General features: G+C 59.1%; 13 protein-coding genes and 1 pseudogene. 1 reads left to right on the forward strand and 13 read right to left on the reverse strand.

The genetic code is table 11. The annotated features are described in order from the left end of the window. Window positions 1-391: 391 nt before the first annotated feature. The 4 genes from xylB to DA792_RS14435 form a co-directional block, all read right to left on the reverse strand. Window positions 392-1,837 (reverse strand): xylulokinase, encoded by a 1,446-nt coding sequence (xylB, locus tag DA792_RS14420; protein ID WP_107720538.1) that lies wholly within the window; start codon window positions 1,835-1,837, stop codon window positions 392-394. Window positions 1,838-1,928: 91 nt separating this feature from the next. Beyond that, a complete protein-coding gene (glpD, locus tag DA792_RS14425; protein WP_107720539.1) occupies window positions 1,929-3,476 on the reverse strand; it encodes a glycerol-3-phosphate dehydrogenase in 1,548 nt (515 codons plus the stop codon). After that, entirely contained in the window at window positions 3,469-4,293 is an 825-nt protein-coding gene (locus tag DA792_RS14430) for an HAD-IIB family hydrolase (protein WP_107720540.1), read from the reverse strand. Before DA792_RS14430 ends, glpD begins: the two co-directional genes overlap by 8 nt. After that, window positions 4,293-5,633, reverse strand: coding sequence for a sn-glycerol-1-phosphate dehydrogenase (locus tag DA792_RS14435; RefSeq protein ID WP_107720541.1), 1,341 nt, complete (start codon window positions 5,631-5,633; stop codon window positions 4,293-4,295). Before DA792_RS14435 ends, DA792_RS14430 begins: the two co-directional genes overlap by 1 nt. A gap of 247 nt (window positions 5,634-5,880) precedes the next feature. Between DA792_RS14435 and DA792_RS14440 the strand changes: the two are divergent. Continuing rightward, window positions 5,881-6,809: pseudogene (locus tag DA792_RS14440) on the forward strand (sugar-binding transcriptional regulator). 275 nt (window positions 6,810-7,084) lie between these two features. Here DA792_RS14440 and lsrF read toward each other — a convergent pair. The 9 genes from lsrF to DA792_RS14485 form a co-directional block, all read right to left on the reverse strand. After that, window positions 7,085-7,975, reverse strand: coding sequence for a 3-hydroxy-5-phosphonooxypentane-2,4-dione thiolase (lsrF, locus tag DA792_RS14445; protein ID WP_107720543.1), 891 nt, complete (start codon window positions 7,973-7,975; stop codon window positions 7,085-7,087). Window positions 7,976-8,026: 51 nt separating this feature from the next. Continuing rightward, window positions 8,027-9,514 carry an FGGY-family carbohydrate kinase gene (locus DA792_RS14450; protein WP_107720544.1) on the reverse strand — a complete coding sequence of 496 codons (1,488 nt, stop codon included), beginning with the start codon at window positions 9,512-9,514 and terminating at the stop codon, window positions 8,027-8,029. Beyond that, complete coding sequence (locus tag DA792_RS14455) at window positions 9,511-11,262, reverse strand: glycerol-3-phosphate dehydrogenase/oxidase (protein ID WP_254679260.1); 1,752 nt, start codon at window positions 11,260-11,262, stop codon at window positions 9,511-9,513. Before DA792_RS14455 ends, DA792_RS14450 begins: the two co-directional genes overlap by 4 nt. Then, window positions 11,259-12,227: a sugar-binding transcriptional regulator gene (locus tag DA792_RS14460; protein ID WP_199908069.1), complete on the reverse strand. Its 969-nt coding sequence runs from the start codon at window positions 12,225-12,227 to the stop codon at window positions 11,259-11,261. The genes DA792_RS14455 and DA792_RS14460 overlap by 4 nt, the downstream gene beginning before the upstream one ends. A 10-nt stretch (window positions 12,228-12,237) precedes the next feature. Then, window positions 12,238-13,245: an ABC transporter permease gene (locus tag DA792_RS14465; RefSeq protein WP_107720546.1), complete on the reverse strand. Its 1,008-nt coding sequence runs from the start codon at window positions 13,243-13,245 to the stop codon at window positions 12,238-12,240. Next, complete coding sequence (locus DA792_RS14470) at window positions 13,242-14,771, reverse strand: sugar ABC transporter ATP-binding protein (protein WP_107720547.1); 1,530 nt, start codon at window positions 14,769-14,771, stop codon at window positions 13,242-13,244. The genes DA792_RS14465 and DA792_RS14470 overlap by 4 nt, the downstream gene beginning before the upstream one ends. Before the next feature lie 120 nt (window positions 14,772-14,891). Further along, window positions 14,892-15,938 (reverse strand): substrate-binding domain-containing protein, encoded by a 1,047-nt coding sequence (locus tag DA792_RS14475; RefSeq protein WP_107720548.1) that lies wholly within the window; start codon window positions 15,936-15,938, stop codon window positions 14,892-14,894. Window positions 15,939-16,226: 288 nt separating this feature from the next. Continuing rightward, window positions 16,227-17,144, reverse strand: a complete 918-nt coding sequence (locus tag DA792_RS14480; RefSeq protein ID WP_107720549.1) for a LysR family transcriptional regulator — start codon at window positions 17,142-17,144, stop codon at window positions 16,227-16,229. 28 nt (window positions 17,145-17,172) lie between these two features. Then, on the reverse strand, window positions 17,173-18,264 hold the full coding sequence (locus DA792_RS14485) for a saccharopine dehydrogenase family protein (RefSeq protein WP_107720550.1): 1,092 nt from the start codon (window positions 18,262-18,264) through the stop codon (window positions 17,173-17,175). Window positions 18,265-18,274: the final 10 nt, after the last annotated feature.

Consider the following 18,274-nt stretch of genomic DNA (forward strand, 5'->3'; position numbering starts at 1 on the left):
GTGATGAACAAAGCCTCAGGCTTTGTCGCCACAAGCGAGTCGATTTGATCGGACTGGACGCGTGCGTCAAAGCCCGCATCAGTCATGGTCAATTCACCGCCAAGTTCAGCCACAGCCGCGTTAAAGCCGTCTTGTAGGTGACGACCAGAATCATATGTGGTCCAGCCAAGAGACGCGGCGAATTTGCGACCAGCCGCCTGAGCCCGCATCTCTTTTGGCCAAAGGGCAACACTGGCCGCAACCGCTGCCGTCCCAGCCATGAACATCCGGCGGTTCAATCCGTCTTGGGTCATTTCCTCAGTCATTGTTCTTTCCTCCACTGTGTGCCGCCCTGTTTGGGTCAGCTTTTGTTGACCCATGCGCCCCCTCCTCAGGGTGCATGGGCAAGATCTCAGCAGCTCGCGACCGCGCCCTTCCAGCGATCAAAAGCCTCTGTGTAACTGTCCAGATATGCGGGCTCTGGTCCGATCGAGCCCTTCAGTTCGGGACGACGCAGCACCGAAGCCGGGGCCGCATTGGTTGCCGCGATCATGCCCAACCGTGCCGCGCCATAGGCCGCGCCAAGCGCGCTACCCCGAGGCACGTCCAGTTCCAGTTCAAGCGTATTGGCCAGCATCGACAGCCACAGCTCCGATTGCGATCCGCCGCCAATGGCCAGCAACCGACGCAGCTCGGTCCCACTGGCACGGAACGCATCGGCGCATTCGCGGATGGCAAAGGCCACGCCCTGCATCACCGCTTGTGTCATTGCAGCGTCATCATGTTGATGCGCCAGTCCAAAGAACCCGCCGCGAATTTTGGCATCCGAGCGCGGCGACCAGCAGCCGTCGAGAAAGGGCACAAAGGTCAGATCCGTGGCCGAGCGTGGCGCATGGCCCAAGGCTTGGACCAACTCCGCCGGGCTGGCTTTGAGCCGCGCCGACAGCCAGGTCAGGCACGAGGTGGCCGAGAGCACCACCGACATTTGATGCCAACGATCGGGCACCGCATGGCACAGCGATTCAATCGCGTGATCTCCGGCCGATCTTGGGCTGTCATTGGCGACAAACAGAACGCCGGATGTGCCCAAGGACACGGTGCCATCGCCGTCTTCGATCACGCCGGTGCCGCAGGCGCCGCAAGCATTGTCACTGCCGCCCCCTGCCACAACCGGACAGCGCACCATGCCCCACCGCGCCGCAAGCTCTGAGCGCAACCGCCCGGACACGGCGGTGCCTTCGACCAATCGCGGCATCTGACGTTGGTCCAAACCGCAGGCCGACAGCATTGTGTCGGACCAATCGCGTCTGTCCAGATCGACCCACATCGTGCCGCTCGCATCGGCCAAATCGCTGACCTTTTCACCCGTGAGCAACAGACGGACATAATCTTTCGGCAACAGCACGGTGCGGATGGCGTGAAAGGTCTCCGGCTCGTGACGACGCAGCCACATCAGTTTGGTCGCGGTCACACCCGGCGTCGGCTTGCGCCCGACATGGTGCATCAAATCGGGCACCGCCTCAGACAACTCCTCACATTCAGGGGTGCTGCGCGTGTCATTCCACAAGATCGCCGGGCGCAGTGGCTTGTCCGCGCCATCCAGAACGGTGGCCCCATACATCTGGCCCGACAGGCCAATGCCTTCGACCGCGGCCATAGCTGTGCCGTGATTGGCGCGCAACGCATCAAGCGCCTCGCCCACAGCGCCCCACCATAAGGCGGGGTCTTGTTCGGACCATCCAGGGTGTGCGCGCGTCACCTCAAGGGGTCGCGAGGACGCCTCGGCAACCAACTGTTGATCCGCATCCATCAGGATACACTTTACCCCGGACGTCCCAAGATCTATGCCCAGAAACATCGGCTTCTCCTCCCTAATTTCACCGCCTCCTCAAGCGGCTGTGCATGCGACCTCTGCACCACGGGTTCCTCTGTCCCCTGTGAGCCTGAGCTCAGGCGCTTTGTCGCGTCGTCTGTGACCCTTCCATGTAGTGTTCAATGGCGTCAATTTGTGACGGGCTTAACCGCAGCCCTAACTTGCTACGATGAAACAGAATATCCTGCGCCGTATGGGCCCACTCGTGGCGGCGCATGTAGTCAATTTCGCGCGCGCTCAGTCCAGCGCCAAAATCCATCCCCAGATCAGACCGCTTTTTGGCCATCCCGAGCATGTTCGGCGCGCGGGTGCCGTAAAAGCGAACCAAACGGCGCGCTTCGCTGATTGAGAGAAAGCCATAGCGAGACTGTAGTTTTCGAACCTCCGCCTCGAATGTCCCGGGATCGAACTCCCCGCCTGGCAATGACATCGTTCCGGTCCAGCCGGACGCAAGTTTTGCGCCACTTTGCGGGGCCTTCAAACAGGTCTCGATCCTTTCCATGGCTGATTCAGCAAGCCGTCTATACGTCGTGATTTTGCCGCCAAAGACCGACAGGATCGGGGCTTTTTCACTCTCATCGACTTCCAAAACATAATCCCGCGTCGCCTTTTGCGCGTCTGAACTGCCATCATCATAGAGCGGGCGCACACCGCTATAGGTCCAGACCACATCGCTGACCGAAACCGGCCGTTTGAAATAGCCGGACACGAGTTTGCACAGATACGAAATCTCTTCCGGCGAGGCGGCCACATCGGCGGGATCACCGGGATAGTCGCGATCGGTGGTGCCGATCAGCGTGAATTTATCCTCATAGGGAATGGTGAACACGATCCGCCCGTCATCATTTTGAAAGATGAAACAGCGGTCGTGATCATAGAGTTTCGGAACCACGATATGCGAGCCTTGGACCTGACGCACCCGGCCTTTCGGTGGCCGCTGTGCAACAGTGCGCGCCACGTCATTGGCCCACGGTCCGGCTGCGTTGATCACCATGCGCGCGCGGATCACCTCATCGCGCCCCGTGTCCAGATCACGGGTGGTCACGATCCAGCCGCCGTCGGGATGGGGTTTGGCGGTTGTGCAGCGGTGGCGGGCGCGGATGGTGGCCCCGCGTTCCTCGGCATCTATCGCATTGAGAATGACCAAACGGTTGTCCTCGACCCAGCAGTCCGAATATTCAAACCCGAGTTTCAAATCCGCCCGCAGACCCGCGCCAATCGGCCCAGTTTTCAAATTGACCCGCGCGGTGCCGGGCAAGAGTTTGCGCCCGCCCAAATGGTCATAAATGAATAGGCCAAGACGCAAGAGCCACGCCGGGCGCATCCCTTTGGAATGCGGCAAGACAAAGCGCAGCGGGCGCACAATATGGGGCGCGATGTTCCACAGGACTTCGCGTTCGATCAGGGCCTCCCGCACCAGTCGGAATTCGTAATGCTCCAAATACCGCAAACCGCCATGCAACAGCTTGGTTGAAGAGGACGAGGTGGCCCCGCCCATATCGCCCTGTTCACACAGATAAGTGGAATAACCCCGCCCGACCGCATCGCGCGCAATGCCGCACCCGTTGATGCCGCCGCCGATGATGGCAAGGTCATAGAGGGGATCAGACGCGGGATCAGACATGAGCCGCCTCCCGCGCCGGGACGGGGCGCGCGCTCAGGATGCGTTCGGCAATCTCGACAAAGCCTGCGCCACCCTCGGACGGGGCCACAAAGGCGGGCGGGGCAAAGCTACCCGGTTCAAAATCGCGCACATTGGCGACACCGCAGGAATTTGGGAAAAACTCAAACATCGGACCGTCATTCGGACTGTCGCCCGCAAAGATAATCCGTGCACGATCCGCATCCAGATCCATCCCAAGGATGTCCTTGGCAAAGAGGCGGCTCATCGACAGTTTGTCGTAATTGCCAAACCAGCCGTTCACATGGATCGAGGACAGTTTGGCGACCGCCCCGGCCTCTTTGAACATATCGAGGATCAATTGCACCTGATCTTCGGGCAGTGCGGGCACATCTTCGCAGAAATCAATCGCCAGATCGGCTTCGCGATAGAGTTGATCCGAGGCGATCCCCGCGCCGGGCACTTTTGCCAAAATGTCCTGACGCAACACGTCGAGACGGAACCGATTTTTACGCCGTTCTTCTGCCGTGGCAAAAAACTTTTGCCGCATCACTTTCTTTTCGCGATCATAGGAAAAATAGAACGCACCGTTTTCACCCACGATTCCGGCCACGGGCCAAAGCCGTGCGATCATATCGCACCACCCGGCGGGACGTCCGGTGATCGGCACCACCGCAAGCCCCGCATCGGCCAGCCGCTCCAAAGCGGCATAGGCCGCGGCGGGCAACTGGCCGTCCGTGGTCAGCGTATCGTCAATATCGGTCAAAACCGCCACACAATTGGCCAGTTGGCCGTCGTCAAGTTCGCTCAGCGGACGCATCAGACCCACTCCTCAATAAAACTGTCCAGAATGCCCATGTCATCGGCGAGATCGAGCATGGAGTAGCGGTCGCGCATCTCGCGGCAATGGCGCAGGGCGTCGATATACAGACCGCGTTCAAGGCCGATTTCGTCATAGGTGGCCCCGCCCCCGGAGGCGCGTAGATGTTTCGCCATCTCGTCAGGTGCCAACATCATTGCGCGCAATGTTGTGCGCAGTTCAGGCCAGATTTCAGCCAATTGACGGTTGAAGGCCTCTGTAGCCTGCGCATCCATCGCTTTGGCGCGCGAGGCCTTGAGGCAATCTTCGACCGCCGCCGCCGGATAGCGCGCGCGGATTGCGGCCTCGTCCGGTTGCCAGCCACGAATGCGCGGCGCTTGCTCCATCGAGAGGATGTGATCTTGCAGCCGCGCCATGGTGATGGAGGCCACGCCGACCTGTTGACCATGAACGGTGCCGGGGTGGCGGTCGCCGGCGAAACTGTCGATCCAATGGGAAATCTGGTGTTCGCCCATCGAGCCAGGATGGCTCATGCCAACCACGGCAATGCCAAGCCCACCAAGGGTCAAAAGCCGTTGCAAATACCCGATGGCGTCATGTTCGCCCTGACCCAAATCGGCGGATCGGCGCAGCACTTCGGCCTCGTCGTTTTCCTGCAAAAGATAGGGCGCGGTCGCATAGCGCGTGCCCAGCATCACATGGGAAAAATACCAATCCACCTGCGCCGTGGGCCGACACAAAGAGTCCCCCAACCCCGCGCCGATCAAATATTGCGGCGCTTTTGAGGACACGTCGATGTCGATGAAAACGCCCTTGGCCGCATGAGCATTTTGCGTGGTTTTCAGACCGGACTCGAGGGTGATCGACGCGGTCGAAGAGGTGTAACCATTCATCGAAGGCGCTGTGCCGAACACACTATAGGCGCGCCCGTCGAGATAGGTCGCGTATTTGCACAGATCGTTGATCGTGCCAGATCCGACCGCAATCAACGCGTCATGATTGCGGGTCAGTTTTTGCAGATCGCGCACCTGTCCTTCGTCGGCATGTGGATGATCTAAAACGAAAATCTCAGCCTTGCCCTGCATGTTGCGCGCAACATCCGCGCCCATCACTTCGGCCGTGTCCGCATCACATACCACCGCATAGCTTTGCGCGGGCATCACCGCATTCACCATGTCATGGGCGGCGTCGGCAAAGCCGTCACCGATGTTGATGTTGTTGAAAGGAACATCAACAGCCAGCCCAGTATCCGGGTCGCGCCAGTTGCCCTGAGTGACCTCGGTGATGAGGGCATTCCAGCCGGGTGTCACGCGGTCTTTGATTGAAAGCGGCATGGTCATTTGCTCCTCCCTCGCAAACTTCTCACTTGAATTGAAAGTTGTCAGATAGTTGTGGCATATGTCAATAACATTATTCAAAGCATACTGACATATGTCAAAGCACTTGATTTCCAAAGGTTTCAGGTTGATTGTCAGACTGAATTTCGTAAAAGCACCATTTTAAGGAGCGCACATGCCGGGCAAACGCGACAAAACCGATGACGACTCACGCCACGCCACACGGCGCACCGTGCCGTCGCGGTTTGGCATGGACGAGGTGCTTTGGGCGGCGTGGCTCTATTACGAAGAGGGTCAAAAACAGGACAAAATCGCCGATCAGCTGGGGATTTCACGCGCCTCTGTGTTCAACCTGCTGCAAAAGGCGCGCGATGAGGGGATCGTGAATATCTCCATCGACCCCTCGCGCATCGCGCGGGCTGATTTGGCGCTTAAACTGTGCGAATTGAGCGGCCTGTCAGAATGCTATGTGCTACCGACGCCACAAGACCCCGCCACATTGGCCAATGAAATCAGCCATCTGGGCGCGCGGGTCTTGGAAGCTCGGCTGCAGGCCGATGATACAATTGGTGTCGCTTGGGGGCGCACGGTTCTGTCGCTGTCAAAGCACCTGACCAGTATGCGTCACCCCAATATCACGGTCGCACAAATCACTGGCAGTGCCGTCGCGACATTTGATTTTTCGCCGGTTCTGTGTACCACAAATATCGCAGATCGCCTCTGTGCACGTTGTGTGAACCTGCATGCGCCGGGGGTTGTGTCCACGGCGCAGGTCAAAGACATTTTGTTGAACGAGCCAGAAATCCGCAATCACTTCACCCTGTTGCAACAGTGCACAAAGACGATCTTTGGCGTCACCCAACTGGACGGTGAAACGCTTTTGGAACAAAGCGGTTTCATGTCCGATGCCGCCTTGCAGATTTATCGCGATCTGGGGCGGTCGGCTTTGCTGCCGGGTATTTCTATAATGCTGAGGGGCAAATTGTGCGCAGTGAATTTGACGAGCGCCATATCACGATGGCGCTGGACGATTTGCTCAACGTGTCGGAACGAATCTGTATTGGTGGTGCTCCGCAAAAGGTCGGCGCGATCTATGGCATGTTGCAGGCACGGATCGCCAATATTTTGGTCACAGACGACGCAACGGCTCAGGGATTGATTGCACGGTACACATCTTGAGGGTAAGGCGCGTTCGATGACCTCGCCTGTTTAAACTGTCCTCAAAGCGGCGCGGCATGATGTCGAACATGGTGTCGAGCATGGTTAAATCCCAGCCACTGCCTTTGACATGACGCACCCGTTAACCGTCGCGGTCGACTTTGAGGCGGGTGTTGACCCGCCCTGCATGCAAAACTCGGGGTTGCCCCCGAGTTTGCGTGACCTGTTCACCCGGTCAACCAACAGACTGCCTGCCGACAGTGTCGGTGTGGACAGGGCTGTGGTCGGCGGGGCCATCAGGCCGCCACGACGCGTTGCGAGAGGTCCTTATACATCTCGAACGCCTGTGCAGGCGGCAGCAACTCATGGACGACAGCAGAGACGGCTTGGATCATCGCCACCGGATCAGCGGCACGGAAGATGTTGCGCCCCATATCGACACCTGCCGCCCCTTGATCGACCGCTTTATAGGCCACCTCCAACGCCTCTTTTTCAGGAATTTTTTTGCCGCCAGCGATCACGATAGGGACCGGGCACCCTGCACAGACGCGTTCAAACCCGTCTTCGACGAAATAGCTCTTAACGTATTGCGCCCCGATTTCGGCGGCGATCCGGGTCGCAAGCCCGAAATAACGCGCGTCGCGGGCCATATCTTTGCCCACCCCTGTCACCGCAAGTGTCGGCATCCCCACACGGTTGCCCGCGTCGATCAAGCGGATCACATTGTTGATTGATTTATGTTCAAATTCCGAGCCGATGTAGACCTGTGCCGCCATCGCGCTGACATTCATCCGCAGCGCATCTTCCATGTCCACGGCCACCGTCTCATTCGACAGCTCGGACATGATCGAATTGCCGCCAGAGGCCCGCATGACAATGGGCTTGCGGGTCGAGGCAGGCACCGATGTGCGCAACATACCGCGGGTACACATCAAAACGTCCGCATAGTCAAACAGCGGAGAGATGTTCACGTCGACGCGCTCAAGCCCGGTGGTTGGCCCTTGGAAATAACCGTGGTCAAACGCCAGCATCACCGTGCGCCCGGTATCCGGTCGGAAAATGCGGGCCAAGCGGTTCTGCATACCCCAGTCATACGCCCCCGCCCCTTTGAGGAAAAAGGCCTCATTCTTTGCGGGCGTGTTCAGGGCAAAGTCCTTGCCGTCGATGATGTCGTCGAGATCAGCCATTGGATGTCCTTTACTGTGTTGTTTTTTCATGGGGCTCGCAACTAGCTCCGCCTATTGCTGGGCCCAAACAGGCCCAAGCGCATCGCCATAGGCGCACCAACGCGCATAGCGACGATCAAGGATCGCACCCGCCTCAGGGTCGGGTACAAGTTCGGTGGTAAACGCGGCCATCTCAGCCGCTGCTGTGTCGTAGTCAGGAAAAATGCCCGCCCCGAGGGCTGCGGCCATGGCCGCGCCCCGCGCGCCGGTCTCTTCGCAATCCGAAAGCCGCAGGCGCATTTGGAGCGTATCGGCAAAAATCTGTGCCCAAAGCGGTGACTTCGCCCCACCTCCAGACAGGGTCGCCTGTGTGATCGTCCGGTCCGGGTCCAAAATCTCGAAATGTGCCCGATGACCAAAGGCCACGCCCTCATAGAGCGCCCGCACCATATCAGCGCGCGTGTGCCATGATCCGATGTTGTTGAACCCGCCCCGCGCGCCGGGGACCGGCCCGGCGTAAAGGTACGGATGAAAACAGGGCAACTCCCCCTGCGGATCGGATTGGGCGGCCAACCTGTTGCATAGGGCAAAGGGGGCCTCACCCGTCGCTTTTGCCTCTTCTGCGAGGTGGTTTTTGACGAACCATTCGAGGTTGGCGGCCGATGTTGGCGAAGCCTCGCAACTCACCCAAACATCGCGGCCAAGGACACTTGCCAAAATGGCGCGGGGATTTTCGGGAAGTGCGGTGGCAAAAACTTGGTTGATCGACCAACTGCCCGCGACGATAGAGGCCTCGCCCGCTTTTGTCGTCCCGGCCCCAAGCGTTGAGGCCAACACATCAAACAACCCGGCCACAACCGGCGTGCCTGCCTTGAGACCGCTGAGCGCTGCGGCGTCCGCCGTCACATGCCCGACGACATCGTGACTTTGTGCAGGCTCAGGCAGCACCCCCCGCAGCGCACGGATGCCATAGAGATCAAGCAACCCATCGTCGTATTCCAATGCGGGCATCGCCAACAGGCCACAGCCAGACAGGTCGGACACATCGGAGCCGACGCGTCCGGTCAACCCATGCACGATCACGTCCTTGCACAGCAAAACGCTGCCTGTCTGAGCCAAAATATCCGGGCGTTCCGCCGCGATCCACGACAGCAAAACCGGGGTCATTGCGGCCCAGGGACGCGATTGCGCCCGCCGGTGAATCTCGTCGCCATGACGTTGCGCCAACTGCGCGGCCAGAAGGACGGCCCGGCTGTCCATCGACTGAATGCCCAACAGACCCCGCCCCTCGCGGTCCATCAGGTATAGCCCATTGCCATGACCGGCGGCGCCCACGGCGCGCACCTGCGCCGCATCAATGCCCGCCTTTGCCAAACAGTCGTGAATCGCCCCCGCCGCAGCCTGCCAAAGATCGTCAGGGCGACGCTCGACACAGCCGGGCGCAGGCTGAAAAGAGACGGAGTCGCGCGAGGCCACCGCGAGTGTGTTGCCCAACAGGTCAAACAACGCCGCCTTGACCACTGTATTTCCGGCATCCACGCCGATCAGATACCCGCTCATTGCGCCGCCTCCGTCCAATGCGCTGTGCCGCGGCTTTCAAGTCGCGCGCGCGTCGCCCCGTGATCCGCCACAAGTTTTTCACGAAACACCTGCACCGCCTCGTCGCGCTGGGTCCGGGTCCATTCTTTCGCCACGCACAGCCGGTCGGCCATCTCTTCGAGTGCTGCACTGTCCAGCCCTCCGCTCAGCGCCACTGTCGTTCGGCGCAGGGCCAAATCGGCCAGTGTTTCGACCTGTTCTGTGGTGATCAGGTAGTCGATCTCTTCCATGCTGTAGTCAGGCAACCCGGCAAGCATCGTCTCCGTGGAAAAGCGTTTTGCCAGCGGCCCGGCCAGTGTGCCATAGCGCTCAACCAAGCGCGCAACCCGGAGTTCCGACAGTCCGCTGTCCGCCCGGATGCGCGAAACCAGTGCCTCCGGGTTTTGTGGAAAGCCACACCCACCGCCAATGGGCAATGCCTTGGTGTCCAACATACGCGGCAGGCCGAGCCGCGTCAGAACATCATCGGCGGCCAGCTCGCCAAACGCCCGAAACGTGGTCCATTTTCCGCCAATCATGCACAGGACCGGAGGATGCGCCTGGCCAGCCTCCGGCTCGATCCATGCGTTAAAATGGCCGCGCGGGATCTGCCCCGTGGTGCCTGCTGTACTGACGGGCAACGGACGCACGCCTGAAAAGATATGCCGAATGTGATCGCGTGAAATGTCGAGGCCGGGGAACACCCAACGCACCCCTTCGAGAATATAATCACGCTCGTCTTCTTCACAGCGCGCGTGGTCAGGGTCCGGCACCTTTATGTCGGTGGAGCCAATCAGAACCATCCCATGCAGACAGAACATGATGCAGATGCGCCCATCTGTGTTCTCGAAATACACCATATCTTCGCCAAGCATGTCCCGAAGCACCGGGTGATCCAATACAAGATGCGACCCTTTGGTGCCCTGAACCATCGGCTCTGGACCCGCTTCAAGGCGACGGTTCGTCATGTCGATCCATGCGCCGGTGGCATTGATGATCACATCGGGCCGCATGGTGATCTTCCGCCCGCCAATGCGATCATTCAGGGTCACTTCGGTCTCGCCGATGTCTGAAACCTCCAGATAGTTGAGTGCAATGGCCTCCTGCCCGGCGCGCGCCACGTCTTCGAACATCTCGGTGACGATCCGTTCGGGGTGGCTGACCTGACCGTCATAATAAGCAGCGGCACAACGGACTTCGCGACGAAAGGGAAAGCGCTCTTTTGCCTTTTTGCCAGAAAGGAAAGCGTGTTTCGGCATCCCGCCCTTGCCACGCGTGTAAAGGTCGTAAAACGACAGGCCCAACTTGACGGGCAACGCCCCGCGCCGCGATGGGGCGCGGGAAAAGCCCATGAATTTCAAAGGCGCGTTCAACGACCCCGAGAACCAGGACTCAATGGGAACCACGGTGCGCAGCGGGCGAACAAGGTGCGGCGCGTTGGCCAAGAGGCGGTTGCGCTCATCCAGCGCCTCGCGCACCAAATCGAATTCGCCGTTTTCCAGATAGCGCAACCCGCCGTGCACCATGCGGCTCAAGGCCGAGGAGGCCCCCGCACAAAAATCGCCCTTTTCCGCCAACATGACTGACACGCCATTGAGCGCCAGTTCACGGTAAGCTGAGGCACCATTGATACCACCTCCGATGATCAGCACCTTTGGCGTGCTGGCGTCCATCCGATCGAGACGGTCGGTGCGACTGATGTCGGGGATGATGGATATTGGATCGCTCATGCGGTATCTGCCTTCAATCGGGCCAGCACATCACGGGCCGTAGCCTCGTCCGTGACCAGCGTGTTGATGTAGCCCCCGCGCACCACGGCGCAGATTGCTTCGGCTTTTTCGAGCCCTGCGGCCACACCGATGCTGACCGGGATCTTTGCCAAGTCATCGGGAGCCATGGCCACGACCAGCCGGTTGCGAGTGTAGTCGGTCACCTTGCCATCGCGATCCAGCACATGGGCCAAAAGTTCGGCCACTGCCCCAGACGCCATCAGCTCGCCTTCTTCGCCCGGAACATCACGGTGCAGGTCGAAATAAGAGGTGGCGCGTTCCCGCAGTCCACCGATGCCAACCACCGCCAAGTCTGCGGCGCGGGCCGCCTCGATCACCCGGCTGACCGTTTTCATACCAGCCACAATTTCGCGCTGTTCCTCGGTTTCCGCAAACATGGGCGACAGCATTTGAACCGCTTCGCCACCGAAAGAGCGCGCCATCGTGGCGGCGACGTGGTTCACGTCGGTATAGTGTTGCCCTTGGACCAATCCGGTCGCAGGCACCATGCGCACGCCTTTGACCTGCGGCACATTGCGTAAGCCTGCAACACAAGCACTGACCCCTTTGCCCCCCGTCACACAGACCGACATGCCGGGCTTGACCTTAGAGACCAGCAATGCGGCGGCGCACAGGCCCACCCGCGCCAACACCGCTTCGGGATTGCCAGAGGCTGTGGCTTCGATCACCACTTCGCGCAGACCCGAAGCATCGGCCAAGTCCCGTTCCAGCGCAAGATGGTCCTGAAAGGGCGATCGGATCGAAATGTCGACCATGCCCATCTCGTGGCCCATTTTGATCATGCGGTTGACGGTTGAATGGCTCTGTCCGGTGCGTTCGGCCACCTCGGCCTGCGTGAGACCATCGAGGTAATGCATCGTCAGCGCGGCGTAGATCCGGCGCACCAAGGCAATATCTGGTGTCATATCCCCCATCTTAGCCGCGCTCCCCGCTTTTGTTCATCAGATGATCAATCGAGACGGCGGCAAGCAGAATGAATCCCTTGATCATGTCTTGCATGTAGACACTGACATCCAACAGGATCAGCGAGGAGGTCACCAACGACAGCAACGCCACGCCAAGGACGGCCCCAAAGATCGACCCTTGTCCGCCCTTCAGGGACGCGCCCCCGATCACCGCAGCAGCGATGACGTTCAGCTCCATCCCGACGCCAAATTGCGGCGTGGCCGAACCGAACCGGGCCATAAAGATCACCCCTGCAAGCCCCGTCAGGGTCGAACAGAGCACGGTCACCCAAAACACCACGCGCTCGGTGCGGATGCCCGAATATTTTGCCGCCTTCTCATTTGACCCGGTGTAGAACACCATGCGAAAGCGCGCAGAGCGGCGCAGCATGACGTCAAAGAACACAGCCAGAACCACGAAAATCATCACCACAAGCGGAACGCCCCAAAGGCTGCCCTGGCCGACGAATTTGAACTCGGGCGGCAAAGTATAAAGCGACAACGGCGTGCCTTGGGTGATGAGCAAACACGCACCTCGCACAATCACCATAGCGGCCAGCGACGCGATAAAATGAGACAGCCCGACCTTGACCACGAACATCCCCATTGCCGCCCCCACGGCCGCCGCTGCGGCCACGCCAGCGGCGGAGGCAAGCCAAGGGTCAACCCCCATCAGGAACAGTTTGCCCGCCACGACCATGGCGAAACAGACGACAGAGCCCACCGACAGATCGAGCCCACCGACGATCAACAACACCGTCATGCCGATAACCACGATGCCCTCAATCGAGAAACTCAGAAAAATCGTACGGAAATTCGACCAGGTGAGAAAATAGGGCGAGGCAAAGCTCATCACGACGCACAGCGCCAAAATGATGCACAAAAGGCCCATTTCTCGCATGCCCAAAAGGCGCTTGAGCAAACCGGGCGCCTCACTGTCGCGTAGGGTCGGGGCGTTTTGCAGATGGGTTTCGGTCATGCGGTGTCTCCTTGCATCGCGGGGGCAGTCGCGGCTCCCAAACCGGAGGCCAGATGGATGATCGCCTCTTCGGTCATGTCGTGTTCGCAGGTGATCTCACCCGAAATCCGGCCCTCGTGCAGGACCATGATCCGATCGGCGAGACCGATGAGTTCGGGAAGTTCGGACGAAATCACCACAACCCCGACGCCGGCATCTGCCAGGTCGCGCAGGATGGCGTGGATCTCTGATTTCGCACCAACGTCGACACCGCGGGTCGGCTCATCGAGAAAGACCACCTTTGGATCGACCGACAGCATCCGTGCCAAAGCCACCTTTTGTTGATTGCCGCCCGATAGCGTGGATGGCGGGTCTTCGGGACGCCCGGCCTTGAGCCGGAGTGTGCGCCCCAGACGCTCGGCCTGTTCGGTCTCGGCACGTCGATCCACAAGCCCCAAGCGCGTCGACACTTGCGACAGTCGCAGCGAGGAGACGTTCTGGGAAATCGGCAGGTCGAGAAACAGCCCCTCGCCCTTGCGATCCTCAGAGACATAGACCACGCCATGCGCCAGCGCCGTGGCGAAATCAGGGATTGCGACCTCTTTGCCCGCAAGTCGGGTGATGCCGGACGTGTGCGGACGCAGGCCACAGATTGCTTTGGCCAATTCTGACCGACCAGCCCCAATCAACCCGCCAATTCCGAGGATTTCGCCCTGACGCACCGTCAGGGAAATATCGGCAAGCAGATGCCCATCCGACAGCCCTTCGACCTCAAGCAAGGGTTTGCCCGGACGCTGGGACGCCTTGGGCGGGTACAGTTGCAACAGGTCGCGCCCCACCATATTGCTCACAACCTCTTGCGGGCAGCTCTGCGCAACCTCAAGACAGGTCACATACTCGCCATCGCGAAACACCGTGACCCGGTCGCAATGATCGAACACCTCAGCCATCCGGTGCGAAATATGGATGATCCCCATCCCCTGCTCTTTCAGGCGATGGACGATCTGAAACAATTTCGATGTTTCTGCCTGGGTCAGCGCCGACGTCGGCTCGTCCAAGATCAGGATGCGCGCATCCAGTGTCAGCGCCTTGGCAATCTCCACCAATTGCTGATTGGAGATCGACAATGTGCCAACCTTCTGGCGCGGATCGACATCGCAGAATTCGGACAGGATTTTCCGCGCCTTCGTTTCAAGCGCAGCGTAGTTCATCCATCCACGACCCTGCGCCGCAATGGCCGACATAAAGATGTTTTCTGCGACACTGATATCGGGGCACAGCGCGATCTCTTGATGCACAAACCCGATTCCCAAAGCCTGCGCATCCAACGGCGAGCGGATGCGAATGGGTGTACCGTCAATTCGGATGTCGCCCCGATCCGGTTGCAAAATGCCATCTACGATTTTCATCGTCGTCGATTTGCCCGCACCGTTCTCACCGGCCAGCGCGTGAATTTCGCCGGCGCGCAGCTCGAAAGACACATCACGCAGCGCGTGCACCGGGCCAAAACTTTTGGCGATATGCGACAATTGCAAAAGGGGGACCATGGATGTCTCCAGTCGTTCAGGACATATCTTGGGGGTGAGACGGCGGACCTAAACTGTGCCCGCCGTCGTGAGGTGCCTGATGCCTTTGGTCTGAGGCGACATCAGGCCATCGTGCCGGTGTTAGCCGTCCACGCCGCGCGTTCCGCGCTTTTTCAGATATTTGTCCCAGTAGAAATTCCCGGCATTCTCCTGTGTGACGACCGAAAAGCCATTGTCGAGCACCGGAATACTCATCGGGTTAAAGCCCGCGCTTTCAAAGTCGTTCATCGGATCAATCAGCTCAGGATGTGCCGCCAGCCACAGCAAAAGAAAGCCATAATACCCCTGTGCGCCTTGGTTTGGGTTGATCGCTGCGAACATCTCGCCCGCTTGGATCATGTCGAGCACACTGGCATTTACGTCAACCGACATGACTTTAAGATCGCCGCCGATTTCCTTTGCCGCCTGTGCCGCGCCCATGGCCGATGAGGCCTCTGGCATAAAGATTGCATCCAAATCAGGATGGGCCTGTGCAAGGCTCAAGGTCGCTTGATAGGCCTTGTTCGGGTCTTGCCCTGTGGAGGCGCGTCCAACCAATTCCATGCCCGGATAGGTCTGGTCCATCTCTGCAATAAAGGCCGCAATCCGTCGGTCATGATTGTCTTGACCGGGGTTTTCCAGAACCGCGTACTGACCTTTGCCCCCCAAGGCTTCGGCGATTTGGCGGGCCGCTTCTGCGCCCTCTCGGAAGTTGTCGGAGGTGATATAGCTGGTGCGGTTTGAATTTGGGCTGTCGGCGGCAAAGGTCACAATTGCGGTGCCTTGTTCGATGGCCTGATTGATCGGGCCGATGAACGGATCTGGCATCATCGGGTGCAACAGAATGCCCGCAGGCTGTTTGGTCAGCGCCTGCTGAAAGCTCGCGATTTGCTTGCTGATGTCATATTCTGGCGTGCCGGTGTAATCCGCTTCGCACCCGAATTGATGGGCGGCCTGTTTGAACATTTCGTAGACTGGGAACCAGTATTCTACGCCGGAAACCATCACATTCATCACGTAAGTTTCGCCCGGCTCACAGCGGAACGGGCTTTCGGCCCAAGGCTCATCTACGCCCTCAGCACTGGCCATTCCGGCGAAACCGGACACAAGAAAAGAGGCGGCTGCCGCCGCATAAAACGTCGCTTTCATCTGGTAGTCCTCCCTTTCGGACCCTTCCCTCTGACTCCTCCGGGGCGGCTGTCCGATTTTTCGTGCCGTCAGCATGGGCGTGCCGACGGTCGCCTGTCAATAAGTCCTACCGCATGAAATATATTGCACGCATAGGCTATCGCAGGCGTTTGAAGCCATGCCGTGGTGATGTGGCCCGCAATGCGGTTGGGACCATCGCCGCCCAATCTGAGGCGTGAGGAGCGTCCAAAACAACATCGCTTGCCCGCATGTGCCGCACTCGCACCAAACTCCGATCACGTCTAAAAATCAGGATTTAAATCCCATCACATTCCGGCAAATTTCACGCGTGTGAACCAAAACAGGCTCTTGTGATAAGAAGGCAGGGCTGGCGAAATACACTTTGACCGTTTGCATGTCGTCCAGCGGCATCCATTTCACCTTATCCTCTGCGGCAGAGGCCACCCATTCGGCCACGATGGCATAGCCCAACCCGGCCTGAACAAGCTCCATAACCGACGTGGACCCTGAAACGGTCGTCAAATTGGCGGGCGGGCCGCCAAGATAATTGGACAGAAAGTCGATGCCACGAGACCGGACGGTTTGTCCCGGCTCATAAGTGATAAAATCACGCTGGTTGAAGGCGGCGATGTCCTCGGGGCTGGACAACGTCACCCCCCATTGTTGCGGGTAAACAAGCGCCAGCCGATATTCCCCCAACAGCACTTGAGAAATACTCGGGTCGCCAAAAAAGCGCTCGCAGACACAGGCATCCAATTCGCCATTCACCATCATCGAGGCCAGAACGGTGTCGCGTTCAAAGAAATTCAACTCCGTGTCTGGATGGCTTTCGCGCACCTGACGCACAATCTCGGGGAAAAAATGGTGAAACAAGGCCTGAGGCACACCAAAGCGCATCACCGAATGCACATCCCGCATCAAAAGCGAGATCCGCGCCAAAATCGTGTCGAGTTCAGGCCCCAAAGAGGCATGAAAAGCCCGCCCCGGTGCCGTCAGGGTGATTTCGCGTGACCCTTTCTCCGCCTTGACGAGCTGCGTGCCATAGAGCTGTTCCAGACGCCGCACATGGTTTGCCGCCGATTGATAGGAGATATTCAACTCCCGCGCCGCAGCCGAAAAAGACCCGGTCTTTGCAACGAGGTGAAAGGTTTGCAGCAAAGAAATGTCGATCTTTGGCGTATGCGGTGTGGGGGATTTAAGGGTCATATGGCTCCGTCATAAAACAATGTTTTCCTCATAGGCAGACAAGGCCTCCCACAAGAGATTTGGCAAAGGTGCTCTTCGCCATGAGATCAAAGGACATGTCCTTTGGATGCAACAGTCCTGTTTGCTGGACCGCCCCCCTCGTCAAAAGATCCAACACCGCACAGGCATGACTGGCCGAGATATGTGCGAGCGCCGAAAGCGACGAGTTCCCCTGACTGTCTCCTCCATCAAACACCTTGGTGAGCGTTTTCTCGCCGTCCTGATGTCGGCAGACGAGATGAACAATCACCTTATCCGCCTCGACCCGTTCCAGCCCTGTCAAAAGCAGGTTGCGCAACATGTAGAGGCGCTTGGACAGACCAAGATCGTCGAGCAGGAAGGAAATGTAGTCGAGGTGCCCCGGATAGCGCAACGTCTTGAAACTCAACCCTTTTAGTCGCCCTGCATATCCCGGTACAAGCGCATCCAACGCGCCTGAGGTCGTGAAAGCCTCAAAGTTTTCGCCCGCAACGGTCAAGGTTTCATACCCCGTGAGCGGAGGCACCGTCACCAAAGCCCCATCAGACAATCCAACACAGGGATTGGTGTATTCGGACAAAAGCGCCTGAATATCCCACATATCGCCATAGCCCAGACGGTTGCGCTTTTGGGCGGGCAACACCCCGACATATGCCGTGATCTCCGCCTCTTTTGGGCTGCGCAAGGCGAGGTCTTCGACCATCAGAGAAATCAACCCTGGTGCCAAACCGCACCCGCTGACAAAGGGGCTTTGCGCGTCTTGCGCAATCCGGGCGACCTCTGACAGGGCTTTGGGATCTTCGCACAGGTCGAGATAGGCACACCCTTCTTGGGCCGCGCCACGGGCAACGATGGGCGCAACCGAAGGCGGGGCCGCACAGATCACGGCCGCAGCGCCTTGCAGATGACGGGCAAGACGGTCCGCCTCCGCCCCGCTCATATGATCCGCAGAAATGCCTTTGGCTTTGAGCGCGCGCACACAGTCATAGTCGATGTCCAAAACGAAGGGCGAGAAGCCCGGATGAGCCTGTAGCAATCGCGCAATGCAGCCCCCCGTGCGCCCACCGCCGACGATCAGGATTTTATGTGTGTCGCCACGCATCTTGCCCTGC

Origin of the sequence: Celeribacter baekdonensis, from assembly GCF_003047105.1 — a bacterium.
GTDB classification, from domain to species: Bacteria; Pseudomonadota; Alphaproteobacteria; order Rhodobacterales; family Rhodobacteraceae; genus Celeribacter; species Celeribacter baekdonensis_B.

Coding starts and splice junctions, on each gene's coding strand:
- xylB (WP_107720538.1), bottom strand. CDS start 1,837: ATGTTTCTGGGCATAGATCTTGGGACGTCCGGGGTAAAGTGTATCCTG.
- glpD (WP_107720539.1), bottom strand. CDS start 3,476: ATGTCTGATCCCGCGTCTGATCCCCTCTATGACCTTGCCATCATCGGC.
- DA792_RS14430 (WP_107720540.1), bottom strand. CDS start 4,293: ATGCGTCCGCTGAGCGAACTTGACGACGGCCAACTGGCCAATTGTGTG.
- DA792_RS14435 (WP_107720541.1), bottom strand. CDS start 5,633: ATGACCATGCCGCTTTCAATCAAAGACCGCGTGACACCCGGCTGGAAT.
- lsrF (WP_107720543.1), bottom strand. CDS start 7,975: ATGGCTGATCTCGACGACATCATCGACGGCAAGGACTTTGCCCTGAAC.
- DA792_RS14450 (WP_107720544.1), bottom strand. CDS start 9,514: ATGAGCGGGTATCTGATCGGCGTGGATGCCGGAAATACAGTGGTCAAG.
- DA792_RS14455 (WP_254679260.1), bottom strand. CDS start 11,262: ATGAGCGATCCAATATCCATCATCCCCGACATCAGTCGCACCGACCGT.
- DA792_RS14460 (WP_199908069.1), bottom strand. CDS start 12,227: ATGACACCAGATATTGCCTTGGTGCGCCGGATCTACGCCGCGCTGACG.
- DA792_RS14465 (WP_107720546.1), bottom strand. CDS start 13,245: ATGACCGAAACCCATCTGCAAAACGCCCCGACCCTACGCGACAGTGAG.
- DA792_RS14470 (WP_107720547.1), bottom strand. CDS start 14,771: ATGGTCCCCCTTTTGCAATTGTCGCATATCGCCAAAAGTTTTGGCCCG.
- DA792_RS14475 (WP_107720548.1), bottom strand. CDS start 15,938: ATGAAAGCGACGTTTTATGCGGCGGCAGCCGCCTCTTTTCTTGTGTCC.
- DA792_RS14480 (WP_107720549.1), bottom strand. CDS start 17,144: ATGACCCTTAAATCCCCCACACCGCATACGCCAAAGATCGACATTTCT.
- DA792_RS14485 (WP_107720550.1), bottom strand. CDS start 18,264: ATGCGTGGCGACACACATAAAATCCTGATCGTCGGCGGTGGGCGCACG.